The 15,449-nt window shown below is 46.4% G+C and carries 11 protein-coding genes; 8 read left to right on the plus strand and 3 right to left on the minus strand.

What is annotated here, in order from left to right; all coding sequences use genetic code 11:
- A partial coding sequence (locus RBB12_RS00005; protein ID WP_306012290.1) for a DUF4136 domain-containing protein occupies window positions 1-217 on the plus strand: 217 nt, incomplete at its 5' end.
- 103 nt (window positions 218-320) lie between these two features.
- Window positions 321-2,072, plus strand: a complete 1,752-nt coding sequence (locus RBB12_RS00010) for an aromatic amino acid hydroxylase (protein WP_306012291.1) — start codon at window positions 321-323, stop codon at window positions 2,070-2,072.
- A gap of 21 nt (window positions 2,073-2,093) precedes the next feature.
- On the opposite strand, the gene RBB12_RS00015 is transcribed toward RBB12_RS00010, so the two are convergent.
- The 3 genes from RBB12_RS00015 to alaS all read right to left on the minus strand — a co-directional run bounded on the left by RBB12_RS00015 (window position 2,094) and on the right by alaS (window position 6,475).
- The gene (locus RBB12_RS00015) at window positions 2,094-2,708 is read right to left on the minus strand and encodes a DUF4230 domain-containing protein (protein WP_306012292.1); all 615 of its coding nucleotides are present in this window, start codon (window positions 2,706-2,708) and stop codon (window positions 2,094-2,096) included.
- Window positions 2,709-3,668, minus strand: coding sequence for a GSCFA domain-containing protein (locus RBB12_RS00020; RefSeq protein ID WP_306012293.1), 960 nt, complete (start codon window positions 3,666-3,668; stop codon window positions 2,709-2,711).
- Between the two features lie 194 nt (window positions 3,669-3,862).
- Window positions 3,863-6,475 carry an alanine--tRNA ligase gene (gene alaS / locus RBB12_RS00025; protein ID WP_306012294.1) on the minus strand — a complete coding sequence of 871 codons (2,613 nt, stop codon included), beginning with the start codon at window positions 6,473-6,475 and terminating at the stop codon, window positions 3,863-3,865.
- 104 nt (window positions 6,476-6,579) lie between these two features.
- On the opposite strand from alaS, the gene RBB12_RS00030 reads away from it, so the two are divergent.
- From RBB12_RS00030 to RBB12_RS00055, 6 genes are all read left to right on the plus strand, one after another.
- The gene (locus RBB12_RS00030) at window positions 6,580-7,557 is read left to right on the plus strand and encodes a M23 family metallopeptidase (protein WP_179385669.1); all 978 of its coding nucleotides are present in this window, start codon (window positions 6,580-6,582) and stop codon (window positions 7,555-7,557) included.
- Window positions 7,557-7,886: a MerR family transcriptional regulator gene (locus tag RBB12_RS00035; RefSeq protein ID WP_127137505.1), complete on the plus strand. Its 330-nt coding sequence runs from the start codon at window positions 7,557-7,559 to the stop codon at window positions 7,884-7,886. The genes RBB12_RS00030 and RBB12_RS00035 overlap by 1 nt, the downstream gene beginning before the upstream one ends.
- 19 nt (window positions 7,887-7,905) lie before the next feature.
- Window positions 7,906-8,505, plus strand: coding sequence for a LemA family protein (locus RBB12_RS00040; RefSeq protein ID WP_293280284.1), 600 nt, complete (start codon window positions 7,906-7,908; stop codon window positions 8,503-8,505).
- A gap of 3 nt (window positions 8,506-8,508) precedes the next feature.
- Entirely contained in the window at window positions 8,509-8,946 is a 438-nt protein-coding gene (locus RBB12_RS00045) for a TPM domain-containing protein (protein WP_293287016.1), read from the plus strand.
- On the plus strand, window positions 8,927-9,715 hold the full coding sequence (locus RBB12_RS00050; RefSeq protein WP_306012295.1) for a TPM domain-containing protein: 789 nt from the start codon (window positions 8,927-8,929) through the stop codon (window positions 9,713-9,715). Before RBB12_RS00045 ends, RBB12_RS00050 begins: the two co-directional genes overlap by 20 nt.
- A 172-nt stretch (window positions 9,716-9,887) precedes the next feature.
- Window positions 9,888-15,449, plus strand: coding sequence for an alpha-2-macroglobulin family protein (locus RBB12_RS00055; protein WP_306012296.1), 5,562 nt, complete (start codon window positions 9,888-9,890; stop codon window positions 15,447-15,449).

Consider the following 15,449-nt stretch of genomic DNA (forward strand, 5'->3'; position numbering starts at 1 on the left):
TTGGGGCTGGGGTGGCAATAACGTCAGCACCCGCACCGAAGGTTCACTCTACATTGATGTTATCGATGCCAATAGAAAGGAGCTTGTATGGCAAGGACGAGGCGTAGGCACCTTGAACAATATCAAAAACATTGAAAAGAAAGAACAGCGCATCAAGGAATTTGTTGCCCAAATTTTAGAGGAGTATCCGCCCCAAATGTCGGTAGCCTCCAACTAACATACAGACCGCCCAATGGGCGGTTTTTTTATTGCCCTTAACGTTCCTTAAGAAAAAATACCCTTCCTATTTCGTATCTTTAAAACGCACAAAAAATTAATTTATGAGCTACGAATCCAATCCCATTCTGGACAAATTGCCCAAGCACCTAAAGCAATTCATAAAACCGCAGAATTATGAAGAGTACACCGCTATTGACCAAGCGGTCTGGCGCTACGTGATGCGCAAAAATGTGGATTACCTCAGCAGAGTGGCCCATAAATCGTATGTGGATGGATTGAAAAAGACGGGAATCTCCATTGACCATATCCCCAATATGTACGGGATGAACCGTATTTTGAAGGAAATTGGTTGGGCTGCCGTGGCCGTCGATGGTTTTATACCGCCCTCGGCCTTTATGGAGTTCCAGGCGTACAATGTGCTTGTCATCGCATCCGATATCCGTCAGCTTGAAAATATTGAATACACTCCTGCACCCGACATTATTCATGAAGGCGCCGGGCACGCACCCATTATCGCCAACCCAGAATATGCGGAATACCTCCGCCGATTTGGGGAAATTGGCTGCAAGGCCATCTCCAGCGCCAAGGATTACGAACTGTACAATGCCGTGCGACATCTTTCCATTATCAAGGAGGCCAACGGTACGCCACTCGATGAAATTGAAGAAGCGGAAAAGCATATCGAACACCTACAGAACAATATGGGCGAACCCAGTGAAATGGCCCTTATCCGAAACCTGCATTGGTGGACCGTGGAATACGGACTTATCGGCACCGTGGACAACCCAAAAATATATGGTGCCGGATTACTTTCCTCTATTGGTGAAAGTACGTGGTGCATGACGGACAAGGTGAAAAAACTGCCCTACTCCATTGAGGCGGCCCACACCGAATTCGATATCACCAAACCACAACCGCAACTCTTCGTAACCCCAGATTTCGCCTTTTTGAGTCAGGTTTTGGAAGATTTTGCCAATACCATGGCGGTCCGCACGGGCGGACTTTCCGGTGTTAAAAAATTGATAGGCTCCCAGGCTTTGGGCACCATCGAACTGAGCACTGGACTTCAGATTTCGGGGATTTTTGAAAATGTAATCGAGAACGACGGAAAACCCATTTACATCCAAACCACAGGTGGTACGGCCTTGGCCTATCGCGAAAAAGAATTGGTGGGTCACAGTATCGCTCACCACAAAGACGGTTTTGGTTCTCCTATCGGAAAATTGAAAGGCATCAACATTGCCATTGAGGACATGGGGCCACGTGACCTTAAAGCCTATAAAATTTATGAGGGCGAAGCCATCGCCTTGGAGTTCGAAGGCGGCATCAAAGTAGAAGGAACCATTGTAACCGGCACCCGAAACCTCATGGGGAAAATCATTCTGATCACTTTTGAAAACTGTACCGTTGCGCACAACGACAAGGTATTGTTCCAACCTGAATGGGGCTTGTACCACATGGCAGTCGGGCAACATATCGTTTCAGCCTACAACGGCCCTGCCGATTTAAACAGTTTTGACCTCATCACGCACCAGATTACCGAAAGCACCATCAAATCCAAAAAGGATGAGAAAAGAAAGGAACTGGAGCGATTCTACGAACAAATCAGACATTTTAGGGAAGGAAAGAACACCACGGTATCGCGAAACAAGGTCTTTCAGGCCCTAAAAAAAGACCACCCCAAGGATTGGTTATTGCCCGTAGAACTCTACGAACTTGCCAAGCAGGACAACAACCAGGAATTCCAGCAGGAAATTCTGGAGCACTTGGAGCACATCAAACGCGATAATCCCAAGGTGGGCCATTTGATTGACGATGGTCTGCAGCTGGTGGATACGGCCCTAGTGAGTTAAGAGGTCGTTGATTTTGGGCGATTAATCCAGAAACAGTTTGAATTGCTCCGTGTCTTCCACGGGCTTGTTGTCGTACACCAAGGTCCAACCCATGGTACGTGTCAACACCAAAATCCGGGAGAGTTCGCTTACCAATCGGTTTTCTGCGTTGGACCGTAACGAAGATGCTTCGATTTTTTTCATCAAGGAGGCATTCACATTACGTTTGATAGCATTGTAATCCCCGGCATTGAACGGATTTAGGTAATCGGCAGTGACGTCATAATACTCAAAATCGGGGCTTATCTTGATTTCTGGATCGGGAATACGAACGATACGAAGTAATCTTTGCTCTTCATCTACCTCATATTCAATTTGTGACATATCGTAGGCAATGGACACATCAGCATTCACCACCACCAATGCTTTTTTATGGGCAGTGATCAGCGGGCCAAACAACTCCTTGGAATCTTTGTAATTGTACACCTCTGCAAAATGACCTTCCGTGACTACCAATTTGGACACATTGCGCAACTCTTGCTGAATGAGCATGGAGTTTTCTTCGAGGATACTTTTTTGTTCACGGTCGTCGGTGCACGATTTGTAAATCAAAACCGAAGCCAACGCGATGACCGCACCCATCAATATTTTCTTCATTTAGTCAAATTTCATGAACGGATACCTTTCTTGAAGATACGTAATTTTTGTGCGGAGCGATGTTTTGAACTTTTGATGCGCCTCGGAATCCGGGTTGAAAGGTCGGTGCAGCAATCCCTTTTGAATTGCCTCCACCTCATCCATCACAGGATATACACTGTCTAAAATCCAAATGGATTTAAATTTTTCCCAGATGTAATCCACCGCCAGTGGATTGGGGTGCACCATATCGGTTCCATAAAAACGGTAGTCACGGAGTTCGTCCATCATAATTTCATAAGCTGGGAAGTAGGACAGTTCTCTCGACTTCGCTCGAGACGACAAAACGGAATGTATCGCAGTAATCAAATGCGCTTTGCTCCGTTGGTTTTCCACAAAGCCATCCTTTAGATGACGGACCGGGGAAATGGTAAAGATGATTTCCGTCTTGGGATTCACCTCTTGAACCAATGCGATTATATGTTGAAGGCTAGCTCCGATTTCGGCAACGCTCAATAGTTTTTTGGTGAATTGCTTCTGCGGCACCTTATGGCAATTGGCCACCGTTTTACCCGTTGATGTATGCTCGTATACCCAAGCCGTTCCCAAGGTGATGATGATATGGGAAGATGCTTCTAGATTGGTCTTGGTTTCTTTCAACCTTTGGTTGAGCAATTGCAATAGTTCCTCTGAAGATGCTGAACGCAAATCGGAATGGGCATCGAAGCAACGCCAAATACCGTCCTGTTCAAAAATCTCCTCTTGCTGATAGAATTTTTCTTCTAAGGCCCTTTCCACCAAATTGGCAATGGCCAAGGGATGGAACAATATCCCAAAGGGATTCAGGAATAACGGAAACTTGAAATAATCCAGCTTCTCCCCCATGTTTTCCACAAAACAAGACCCCAACAGCACCACCTTGCTCTGATAATCGATGGGATTATCACTGGGTAGTAAAGGTATTTGGGTTTGTAGTTCCATTTGATTTGCAAAAAATGTGTGTTCGATTTTTCGGTGGTTGAGCAGAGTCGAAATCATCGAAAATCTTACCTGCCTGTGGCAGTCAGTTCGAGAACCATAATTTCAAGTCTACCACCAATTCTCGATACAAAATTCCTTTGGAATTTCACTCGAATTGACTGCCTCTGGCATATCCAACTTTTAAACCAAAAAAGTTATTTAATATATCCCTTCACCTTATCTAGCGCCTCAGGAATCCCTGCAGGGTTTTTCCCTCCTGCAGTGGCAAAGAACGGTTGCCCACCACCTCCCCCTTGGATGTACTTTCCAAGCTCACGGACAATGGTTCCGGCATTCAAATCCGTTTCGGACACCACATTTTTGGAAATATAGCAGGACAGCACCGCTTTTCCGTCATTTTCAGAAGCCAGCAATAGGAATAACCTATCCACTTGACCGCCCATTTCGAAGGCCAAGTCCTTAATACCGCCTGCATCCAAGTCCACTTTTTTGGCCAGGAATTGGATTCCGTTCACCTCCTCCAGTTCAGCAATCAATTCGTTTTTCAGTCCCTTCGCCTTATCTTTCAACAATTGCTCCACTTGCTTTTTAAGGGCAGCATTCTCTTCTTGCAGACTGGCCACCGATTTTACCGGGTCTTGGGAGTTTTTCAACATATCCTTGATCTCGAAGAGCATTCGGTTATTATTGAAATAGAATTCCTTGACCGCATCCGAAGTGATTGCCTCAATCCTTCGAATTCCAGCGGCAACAGCTCCTTCGGAGACAATCTTAAAATGCCAAATGTCGGCCGTATTGTCAACATGGGTACCCCCACAAAGTTCAATGGATTGACCAAAGCGGATGGTACGAACGGTATCCCCATATTTTTCGCCAAAAAGGGCCATGGCCCCTTCTTCCATCGCCTGTTTCATGGGTACATTTCGGTTTTCTTCCAAAGGAAGTTGCCCATCAATACGGGCATTCACAAAGTTTTCCACTTCACGGAGTTCTTCCACCGTAAGTTTGGAAAAGTGGGAGAAATCGAACCGCAGGTATTTGGAATGTACTGCCGAACCTTTCTGTTCCACATGGCTCCCCAATACCTCGCGCAATGCTTGGTGCAACAAATGCGTGGCGGTATGGTTACTTGCCGTTCTATAACGCTGCTTTTTGTCCACCACCGCCTTAAAGGTTCCCGAAATCTCTTTCGGCAAGGATTTGGCAAAATGCACGATCTCGTTGTTTTCGCGTTTGGTATCCACAATATAGGTGACATCGCCATTGGGCGCTTCCAAATAGCCCTTGTCTCCTACTTGGCCACCGCCTTCGGCATAAAACGGGGTCAGGTTGAAGACCAGTTGATATTGGTCCCCTTCTTTTTTACTGGTCACTTTTCGGTATTTCACCACCTTTACCTGTGCTTCCAAGCTATCGTATCCGATAAATTCCTGTTCGGTATCGGTCTGTAAAACGTTCCAATCGTCTTTAGACACTTCGGATGCGGCTCTGGAACGGTCCTTTTGTGCTTTCAGAGCCTTTTCAAAACCTTCCACATCCAATTGATATCCTTTTTCCTCTAAAATCAAGGCCGTCAGATCTATCGGGAATCCGAACGTATCATAAAGTTCGAAGGCCTTGTCGCCAGCAATGGTTTTATCTTTTGATGATTTGATAACGGAATCCAACAATACCAAACCTTGTTCCAAGGTACTCAAGAAGGAACTTTCTTCCTCCTTGATGACGTTCTCTATCAATTGATGTTGTTCCTTCAATTCTGGAAAGGCCTTGCCCATCTGTTCGCTCAGCACTTTCACCAAACGATAAATAAAAGGCTTGTTGGTATCCAAAAAAGTGAATCCATAACGAATGGCACGGCGCAGAATCCTTCGGATGACGTAACCAGCACCCGTATTGCTCGGCAATTGTCCGTCGGCAATGGAAAAGGCCACCGCGCGCACGTGATCGGAAATTACACGAATGGCAATATCGGTTTCCTCATCCTTACCATACTTTTTCCCTGTGATGATCTCCACTTCACGGATCAGGGGGGTAAATACATCGGTATCGTAATTGGATTGCTTGCCCTGGAGCACCATGCATAGCCGCTCAAAGCCCATTCCCGTATCGATATGCTTTTCAGGAAGCGGTTCCAAACTACCGTTCGCCTTTCGGTTGAACTGCATAAAAACCAAGTTCCAGATCTCCACCACCTGAGGATGGTCCTGGTTCACCAAAGAAGCTCCGTCCACTTTGGCTTTTTCTTCTTTGGAGCGAATATCCACATGGATTTCGGAGCAGGGCCCGCAAGGTCCTTGGTCCCCCATTTCCCAAAAGTTGTCCTTTTTGTTTCCTTTGATGATTCGATTTTCGGGCACAATAGCCTTCCACAAATCATAGGCCTCTTGATCCAAGGGCAACCCATCCTCTTCGCTGCCTTCAAACACAGAAACGTAGAGGCTGTCCTTATCGATTTTATAGACTTCCGTGAGCAACTCCCATGCCCACGAGATAGCTTCTTTTTTAAAATAATCCCCAATACTCCAGTTCCCCAACATCTCGAACATGGTGTGGTGATAGGTATCCTTTCCCACCTCTTCGAGATCGTTGTGTTTACCGCTCACCCTCAAGCATTTTTGGGTATCGGTAAGGCGTTTGTGCTTGGCAACGGAATTCCCCAAAAAGTACTCCTTAAATTGGTTCATGCCCGCATTGGTGAACATCAGCGTGGGGTCGTCCTTCATCACCATGGGCGCCGATGGCACTATCTTGTGGTTTTTTTCTTTGAAAAAGTTTAAAAACTGGTTTCTAACTTCTTGGGATGTCATTGAATTCCTAGGGTTTTCTTAAATTTAACAGTTTAAGCAAAACAATTTTTATATTTGTTTGTTCTGATTAAAATGAGTGAGCAAAAATAGGATAAAATCCATTCATGTCTAAAGTTAAGTACTATTACGACCCGGATACGCTTTCGTACCGAAAGATCGAGCCGAAAAAATCCAGAAAGTACAGGAATATTTTCCTGTTTTTGTTGGGATCTGCCCTATTCGGTTTCCTTGGATTGATCATTTTGCTGAACACCCGATGGGTAAATACGCCCAAAGAACTTTCACTGGAGCGGGAAGTGCGCAACTACGAACTGCAATTTGAGATCCTGAACCGAAAGATGGACCAAATGGAGCAGGTGTTGGCCAACATCGAGGAGCGCGACAACAATATCTACCGATTGTATTTTGAGGCCAACCCCATACCCGAAGAGCAACGAAAAGCGGGCTTCGGGGGCGTTAACCGATACAGGGACCTGGAAGGTTTCAACAACTCCGAAATTATTATTGATGCCACCAAGCGGCTGGACATCATCCAAAAAGAAATGGTGATCCAATCCAAATCCTTGGACGAGATTGCCAAATTGGCCGAAGAAAAGGAAAAACTACTGGCCTCCATACCAGCCATCCAACCCGTGAGCAACGAAGATTTGACTCGAATGGCATCGGGTTACGGCTGGCGATCGGACCCTTTTACCAAGGCACGTAAAATGCATTGGGGAATGGACTTTACCGCGCCTCGGGGCAGTCCAATTTACGCTACTGGCGATGGGAAAGTGGTACGTGCCGACAACCGATCTTCGGGATACGGAAAACACGTGCGCATAGACCATGGATATGGTTATATTTCGCTGTATGCCCACATGAGCAAATACAATGTCACCGTAGGTCAAAAGGTCAAAAGAGGTGACCTTATCGGCTTTGTGGGGAGTACCGGACGTTCCCAGGCACCACACGTTCACTACGAAGTGTTTAAGGACGGAGAGCGCATCAACCCGATTAACTTCTACTACGGAAGTTTAACGGCCGAAGAGTTCGAGAATATGCTCAGATTGGCCAACCAAGAGAACCAATCACTGGATTAATGCACGTAGATCTGCCCGAAAAACGCTATTATGGCATTGGCGAAGTGGCCAAGGCCTTTGGGGTGAACACCTCGCTCATTCGCTTTTGGGAAAAGGAGTTTGACGTACTCCAGCCCAAAAAAAATGCCAAGGGCAATCGTAAATTCACCCCTCAGGATATCCAAAACCTTCAATTGATCTATCATTTGGTGAAGGAACGTGGGTTTACTTTGGAGGGAGCCAAAATCCATCTGAAAGAAGAAAAACAGAAGGCCCTTTCCAATTTTGAGGTCATTCAAAAACTGCAAAAGGTAAAGGCAGAACTACTGAAGATCAAAGAACAACTATAAACACTTTAACCAATAAAAAATGAAAAAAGGTATCATTGCCGTTATTGTCCTCGGACTTTTGGGCGTAATTATTGTGGGTTGGTACGTACGGACCAACAATAACCTTATTGACATGAAAGGACAGGCCACCAAACAGTGGGCCAATGTGGAAAGTTCCTATCAACGTAGGAGCGACCTCATCGGAAACTTGGTCAAAACCGTTCAAGGTGCCGCCGATTTTGAACGCGAAACCTTATCGGATGTGATCGAAGCAAGGTCGAAGGCCACTTCTACCAATATTGACGCCAACAACCTTACCCAAGAGCAGTTAGCCGAATTTCAACAAGCCCAAACAGGTTTGTCTTCCGCCCTATCCAGATTGCTGGTCACTGTGGAGCGGTACCCCGACCTCAAAGCAAGCCAAAACTTTTTGGAGCTTCAATCCCAATTGGAAGGAACCGAAAACCGGATCAATGTGGAGCGTAACCGTTTTAATGATTTGGCCGGGGAGTACAACATCCGTATTCAGCAAATCCCGACCAACATCGTGGCGAGCATCGCAAATTTTGAATCCATGCCGCTCTTTGCATCCGATGCCGGTTCCGAAAAAGCTCCCGATGTGAACTTTGAATTCAACTAGACCATGTCGCACGTAGAGGAGTTTTTGACCGCAGCGGAGGAAAGTGAGATCGTAAATGCCATCGTTGAAGCCGAAAAGAACACTTCCGGTGAAATTCGGGTGCATATCGAGGCGTCTTCCAAAATAGACCATTTCAGTAGGGCACAGCAGGTGTTCCATTTCCTGAAGATGGACAACACCAAAGAAGGAAACGGTGTGCTTTTATATGTGGCGGTGGACGATCGAAAATTCGTCATCTATGGAGGTGAAGGCATCGACCGTGCCGTCCCCAAAGGTTTTTGGGATACCACCAAGGATGTGATTGCCTCCCACTTTGCAAAAGGAAATTTTAAACAAGGTATCATTGAAGGCATTCTAATGGCCGGCAAAGAGTTGCAGGCGCATTTTCCATGGCAACAAAATGATACCAACGAACTGAACGATGCAATATCCAAAGGTTAGTTTTTTATACTTTTTTTTATGTGCCTCTCTAGCTTGGGGGCAATTTACCATACCTGAAAAACCACAAAAGCAGACCAGCGTTTACGATTATGTGGACCTCTTGTCACCTTCGCAGAGCAATGCCTTGGAGCAAAAGCTGGTCCGCTATTCCGATAGCACTTCCACTCAAATCGTGGTCGCCATCATTAGTTCCACCGAGGGGGAGGACATCACCTTTTTGGGAGCGCAATGGGGTCAAAAATGGGGCATTGGTCAGGCTGACAAGGACAATGGCGTTCTGGTACTCTTGGCCAAAGACGACCGAAGAATTGCCATTAACACCGGTTATGGTGTGGAGGGTAGCCTTACCGACCTGATGTCCCGACGCATCATAGAATCCGTTATTATTCCTGAATTCAAACGAGGGGATTATTATGCGGGGCTCGACAAAGGCTCCGATGCGATTTTTAAGGTGCTTACCGGGGAGTTTACCGAAGACCGCACCTTTGGTGGGGGCAAAAAATTTCCGATTGATGCCCTGTTTCCCTTCATCATTTTCATTATCATCATCATTATTTTTTGGAGTCGCAAAAACAAGGGTGGTAGAGTTCCAGGTGGTCGCAGGGGCGGTGGACTTGATATTTGGGACATGATCATTCTCAGCAATATGGGCCGCAGTTCAGGTTCTTCCGGTGGTTTTGGCAGCGGAGGTGGATTTGGAAGTGGCGGTTTTGGTGGTGGCTTCGGAGGCGGAGGCTTCGGAGGTGGTGGTGCCTCTGGGGGTTGGTAGGTTCTATTTCAACTTTTTTCGGAAATTTTGGCTTGATTTCCAATTTTTACCCTAAAAAACCTCATCCGTCAATTCAAACAGGGCATTCGTCAATTCACCGACGTCCAAAACTCAATTTTAACTATCTTGCTTTCAGTTATATTTTTTTTAGTAAACACTATTCCATTTGATCATGTCCAAATCCTGTAAATCGCTACTTCTTGTGCTGCTCGTTTTTGCCGCAGCCTGTAAAAAAAAGAACGGTCCGTCAGATACCGATAATCTCTTCAAATTCAAGGATTACATCAGCTACCACACCAATGGTAATCAGAGTATAGCCACTCCTATCCGGATTGCTCTGGCTCAACCCTTGGAACAGTTTGAACTTACCCAAGAGCTTCCCAAGGAATATCTGGCCATTTCACCAAAGGTGGATGGACATCTAGTGATCGAAAACGGGCGGGAACTTATTTTCCAACCTGCGGAATACCTAAAACCAAATACGGAATACACGGTCGAGCTTAAGTTGCACAAGCTGTTTGAAAATATCGGAAGTGCCTTCAAAACCTATACCTTCAGTTTTAAAACCATTGCTCCGAACTTTAGAATCAATTTGGGGAATCTACAATCCTACAGCAAGGATTGGCAGTACCTTACCGGAACCTTGGACGCTTCGGATATGCTGGATGCTTCCAAAATAAGCTCGGTGCTCACGGTAAAACAAGGTGACAAAACCTTGCCCGTAAATTGGGACAACAGCACGGAAAACGCCCAATATTTTAGCTTCAAAATTGACAGTATCTCTCGAAAAACGGAAGATAGCGAACTCAACATCAGCTGGAACGGAAAAGCCTTTGATATTGATAACGAAGGCTCGGAAACCTATCCCATTCCGGGAAAGAACAAATTTGTGATCATTGATGCCAAAACCACCTCCGCCCCCAATGCGGTATTGACCCTGAATTTTTCAGAGCCCTTGCAACAGAACCAGAACCTGAACGGTTTGGTCACCGTGGAAAATGCGCAAAGCCTGCGCTACGAAATCAACGGAAACGTATTGAACGTATACCCATCCAATAGGATTTTGGGCGAGGTTCGCGTCAATGTTTTTCAGGGTATCAAAAGCGAATACGGGTTTACCTTAAAGAACGATTTTTCCGAGTTGGTCTCTTTTGAACAGTTGAAACCAGCCGTTCGATTGATTTCCAAAGGAACCATTTTGCCCAATGCAGCCTCAATACCCATTTATTTTGAAACCGTCAATCTATCTGCCGTCGAGGTACGTGTGATACAGGTCTACGAGAACAATATGCTCCAATACCTTCAAACCTATAATCTTACCGAAAATTACAATCCCGATTTTAGGCCAGTGGGCCGAAGGGTCGCCTATAAGGTTATTCCATTGACCGAGGAGGGCGCCGAAAATTCAAGCTACTGGCAGGCCCACGGATTGGATTTGTCCGAATTGATACAGATTCACCCAGGGTCGTTGTACCGGGTGGAATTCAGTTTTAAAAAGGAACATACTACCTACGATTGTGGAGCATCGTCTGACATGGAAGAATCGGTTGCCGACTATTCCTTGGAACAAAGTGCCGAGGAAGCCGATTTGGAGGAACTGTATTGGAACAATCAAATCTACACCTACCGGAACTACGATTACAACTGGGAGGAAAGGGATAATCCCTGCCATTCCGCCTACTATAATTATGACCGTGTAGTGGGCACCAATCTGTTGGGAAGTGATTTGGGCCTCATCGTAAAAAAGGGCAACAACCGTTCCCATCATTTTGCGGTGACCAACTTGCTCACCACCCAACCCGTTGCCGATGCCAACATAAAACTGTACAATTACCAACAACAATTGGTTGGTGAAACCACCACGGATGCTTCCGGACTTTCTGTTTACGATAGCGATAAAAGCATTGCCTTTGCGGTGGCCGAAAAGAACAACAATTTCGCATACGCCAAACTTTCGGACGGTAATGCCCTATCCCTAAGTAAATTTGACGTGGCCGGGGAACAACTACAAAAAGGCTTGCAAGGTTATCTGTACACCGAACGAGGAGTGCATCGGCCCGGTGATGTTATCCATTTGACCTTCGTTTTGGACGATAATGCCAATCCACTGCCCAAAGGGCATCCAGTAACTTTAGAGGTCACGGACGCGCGGGGCAAACTCGTGCAGCGCAATGTACTCAAAGAAGGAAGTATTGCTGTTGATGATGGCTTATTTGCCAAAAAGGAAAAGAATTTCTACTACTTCCCCATTGCAACAGAGGCAACGGCACCCACCGGAAACTGGTCGGCCAAAGTGATTGTGGGCGGTGCACAATTCAGTAAGACCCTGAAGGTGGCCACCGTAAAGCCCAATCGATTAAAGGTTGATTTCTCCTTTGCGGACGAAGTTTTGGAGGCCAATGCCTTCAATCGTGGAAAAGCAAGCGTCAAATGGCTGCACGGTGCACCTGCCCGTAACCTTAAAATTGACATTAACGCTACCATTAAACAAACTACAACTGCGTTTCCAAAGTTTAGGGATTATGAGTTCCAAGACCCTGCCAGGAACTTTTACGAAACGGAACTGCAGTGGATTTCCTCCACTTTGGATGCCAATGGTGAGTTGGACATCAACAAAAAAATCGATATCAACGGGAATGCGCCCGGAATGCTGCAAGCCACTTTTACCACTAAGGTTTTTGAAGGCGGCGGCGATTTTTCCATCGACGTATTTTCCAAGAACCTCGCCCCATTTTCCCATTTTGTTGGCCTGCGTTCTCCAAAAGCCAAACAGTACGGCTCCTTTTTAACCGACGACAACAATACTTTTGATGTGGTTTCGGTGGATGCCCAAGGAAATCCAGCAGCCAATCGAAGGTTGAAAGTACAGGTTTTCAAAATTGAATGGCGCTGGTGGTGGAACCGTGGTTACGACAACTTATCCCGATATGAAAATGCGACCGTCCATCGTCCCTTTAAGGAAATGAACATTACTACGGGAAGCAACGGAAAGGCCAACTTCAACATTAATGTACCGGATGGGCAGGGAGGTCGTTTCTTGATTCGGGTCATTGATGAAGCCTCTGGACATGCAACGGGACGCACCGCCTATTTTTATCGCAACTGGTGGAGCAGACCTGCATCTGCCGATGCCGAGAGTTCAAAAATTCTGATATTCGCTACCGATAAGGAAAAATACAGCTTGGGAGAAGAAGCTACGGTAACTTTCCCATCAGATAAGGGAGGGCGTGCCTTGCTCAGCATCGAAAACGGAACCGAGGTCCTTTCCCAGCAATGGATAGAGACATCGGCCAAAGAAACCAAGGCGTCCATTCCCATCACGGCAGAAATGGCGCCCAATGCCTATGTGAACATTTCCCTGTTGCAGCCGCACAGTCAGGCCAAAAACGATTTGCCTATACGCCTCTACGGGGTAGTTCCGCTATTGGTGGAAAACCCGGCGACCATTTTGGAACCCGAAATCAGTATGCCCGAAGTACTGGAACCTGAGTCATCCTACAAAGTCACGGTTTCCGAAGCCAACAAAAAGGGGATGACCTACTCATTGGCCGTAGTGGATGAAGGTCTTTTGGACCTGACCCGCTTTACCACTCCCGATATTCATAGTTCGTTCTATGCCCGACAAGCCTTAGGGGTGAAAACCTTCGATATTTTTGATGATGTGATGGGAGCCTACTCTGTTAGTGTGGACAACATTTACGCCATTGGCGGGGGCGGTATCGGTGCCGGAGCCAAAAACAGAAAGGCACAGCGTTTTAAGCCTGTGGTCACCTACCTAGGCCCCTTTAGCCTAAAAGCTGGAGAAAAAGCCTCGCATACCATCGAAATGCCGAACTACGTGGGGTCGGTACGAACCATGGTAGTCGCTGGAAATGCACAAAGCGCTTACGGAAATGCGGAAAAAACCGTGCCCGTGCGTAAACCTTTGATGGTATTGACCTCAATTCCAAGAAAATTGTCCCCGGGCGAAACCGTGACCATCCCCGTCACCGTTTTTGCCATGGAGCCCAAAGTCAAAAACGTAACGGTCAGTATCGATGCAGGAAAAGCATTGGAAGCCATCAACGGAACTTCAAAGAACATCACTTTCAATGCGGTGGGAGAGCAAATCATCAATTTTGATTTCAAAGTCAGACCCGCTTCATCCTTCCAAACTATAAAAGTTACCGCTACGGGAGCCGGGGAACGCGCAACCAACGAGACCGAAATCGATGTGGAAAACCCGAACCCCGTCACTACCAAAAGTGAACTGTACACGTTGGAGCCCAATGGTTCACAGCTGATTTCCATGGAGACCTTTGGCACGTCGGGTACCAATGAAGCGTTCATCGAATTCTCAACGCTTCCACCCATGGATTTTTCCAAACGGATGGATTATCTGCTCCGTTATCCCCACGGATGTGTGGAACAGACTACCTCCGCAGCCTTCCCACAATTGTTTTTGGGCGATGTATTGGACATCACTTTTGACAAAAAGAAAGAAGTGGAGAAAAACATAAAAGCGGCTATTGACCGTTTGGGTGATTTCCAGATGCCAAATGGCGGATTGAGCTATTGGCCCGGGTATGGGAATGCCGATGATTGGGGCACTTCCTATGCTGGTCATTTTATGTTGGAAGCCAAAAAAGTGGGCTACCAGCTCCCTCTGACCTTTTTGAGCAATTGGTTGCGGTACCAAAAATCCGCCGCACGTCAATGGAGTAACCAAAGTACCTATTACAACGACGATGTGTCACAAGCATACCGATTGTATACCTTGGCCTTGGCACAACAGCCCGAGTTGGCCGCCATGAACCGTTTACGGGAAACCGCAAACCTCAGCAACGAGGCCAAATGGCGATTGGCCGCAGCCTATGCCTTGGTCGGAAAAAAAGAAGTGGCCCAAGCCATTGCGCAGAAATCCAATATTGATTTTAAACCCAACAATTACAATTACAGAACCTATGGTTCCGTATTCCGAAACCGGGCCATGGCCTTGGAAACCATGGTTATTTTGGGCGACCCGCAACAACGGGATTTGGCGGTTTCCTTGGCTAAAAACCTGTCATCACAGCAATGGTACAGCACCCAAGAAACAGCCTTTGCGCTATTGGCCCTGTCCAAAATGGTGATGGAAAACGGTGGAAAATCCATCGACCTCAGTTTTACCAATAACGGCAAAGAAATCAAGGTGAAAACGGATAGAGCCATAGCCCAGCGAAATATTGCTATCACCTCGTTCAAGGAAGATATCCAGATTAACAACAATCAGGGCAATACGGTATATGCCACCCTTACCCAGAAAGGAAAGCTTCCCGTTGGTGAGGAATTGGCACAAGAGCAAAACCTGAAGCTATCCGTGAATTACGTGGACCCACTCGGTAATTCCCTAAATGTGGATGAGTTGAGACAGGGAACGGAGTTTGAGGCCAAAGTGACCATTTTCAACAGTTCGGATAATTATATCGATAATGTGGCCCTGACCCATATCGTGCCCAGCGGATGGGAAATCGTAGATACCTCTTTTGTAAGCGGGGACAACGAAAATGCATCCAAAGCGGATTATGTGGATACTCGGGACGACAGAACCCATTTGTATTTTGGTTTGGATGCTAAAAAATCAAAAACCTTTACCATACAATTGAACGCATCCTTCTTGGGTACCTATTACTTGCCGGGTGCGCAGGCCGAAGCCATGTACGACGACAACTACCAGGCCCGCAACAAAGGGCAATGGGTGAACATAGTTCAGTAA

The organism is Allomuricauda sp. MMSF_3307 (genome assembly GCF_030733585.1).
Taxonomy (GTDB): domain Bacteria; phylum Bacteroidota; class Bacteroidia; order Flavobacteriales; family Flavobacteriaceae; genus Flagellimonas.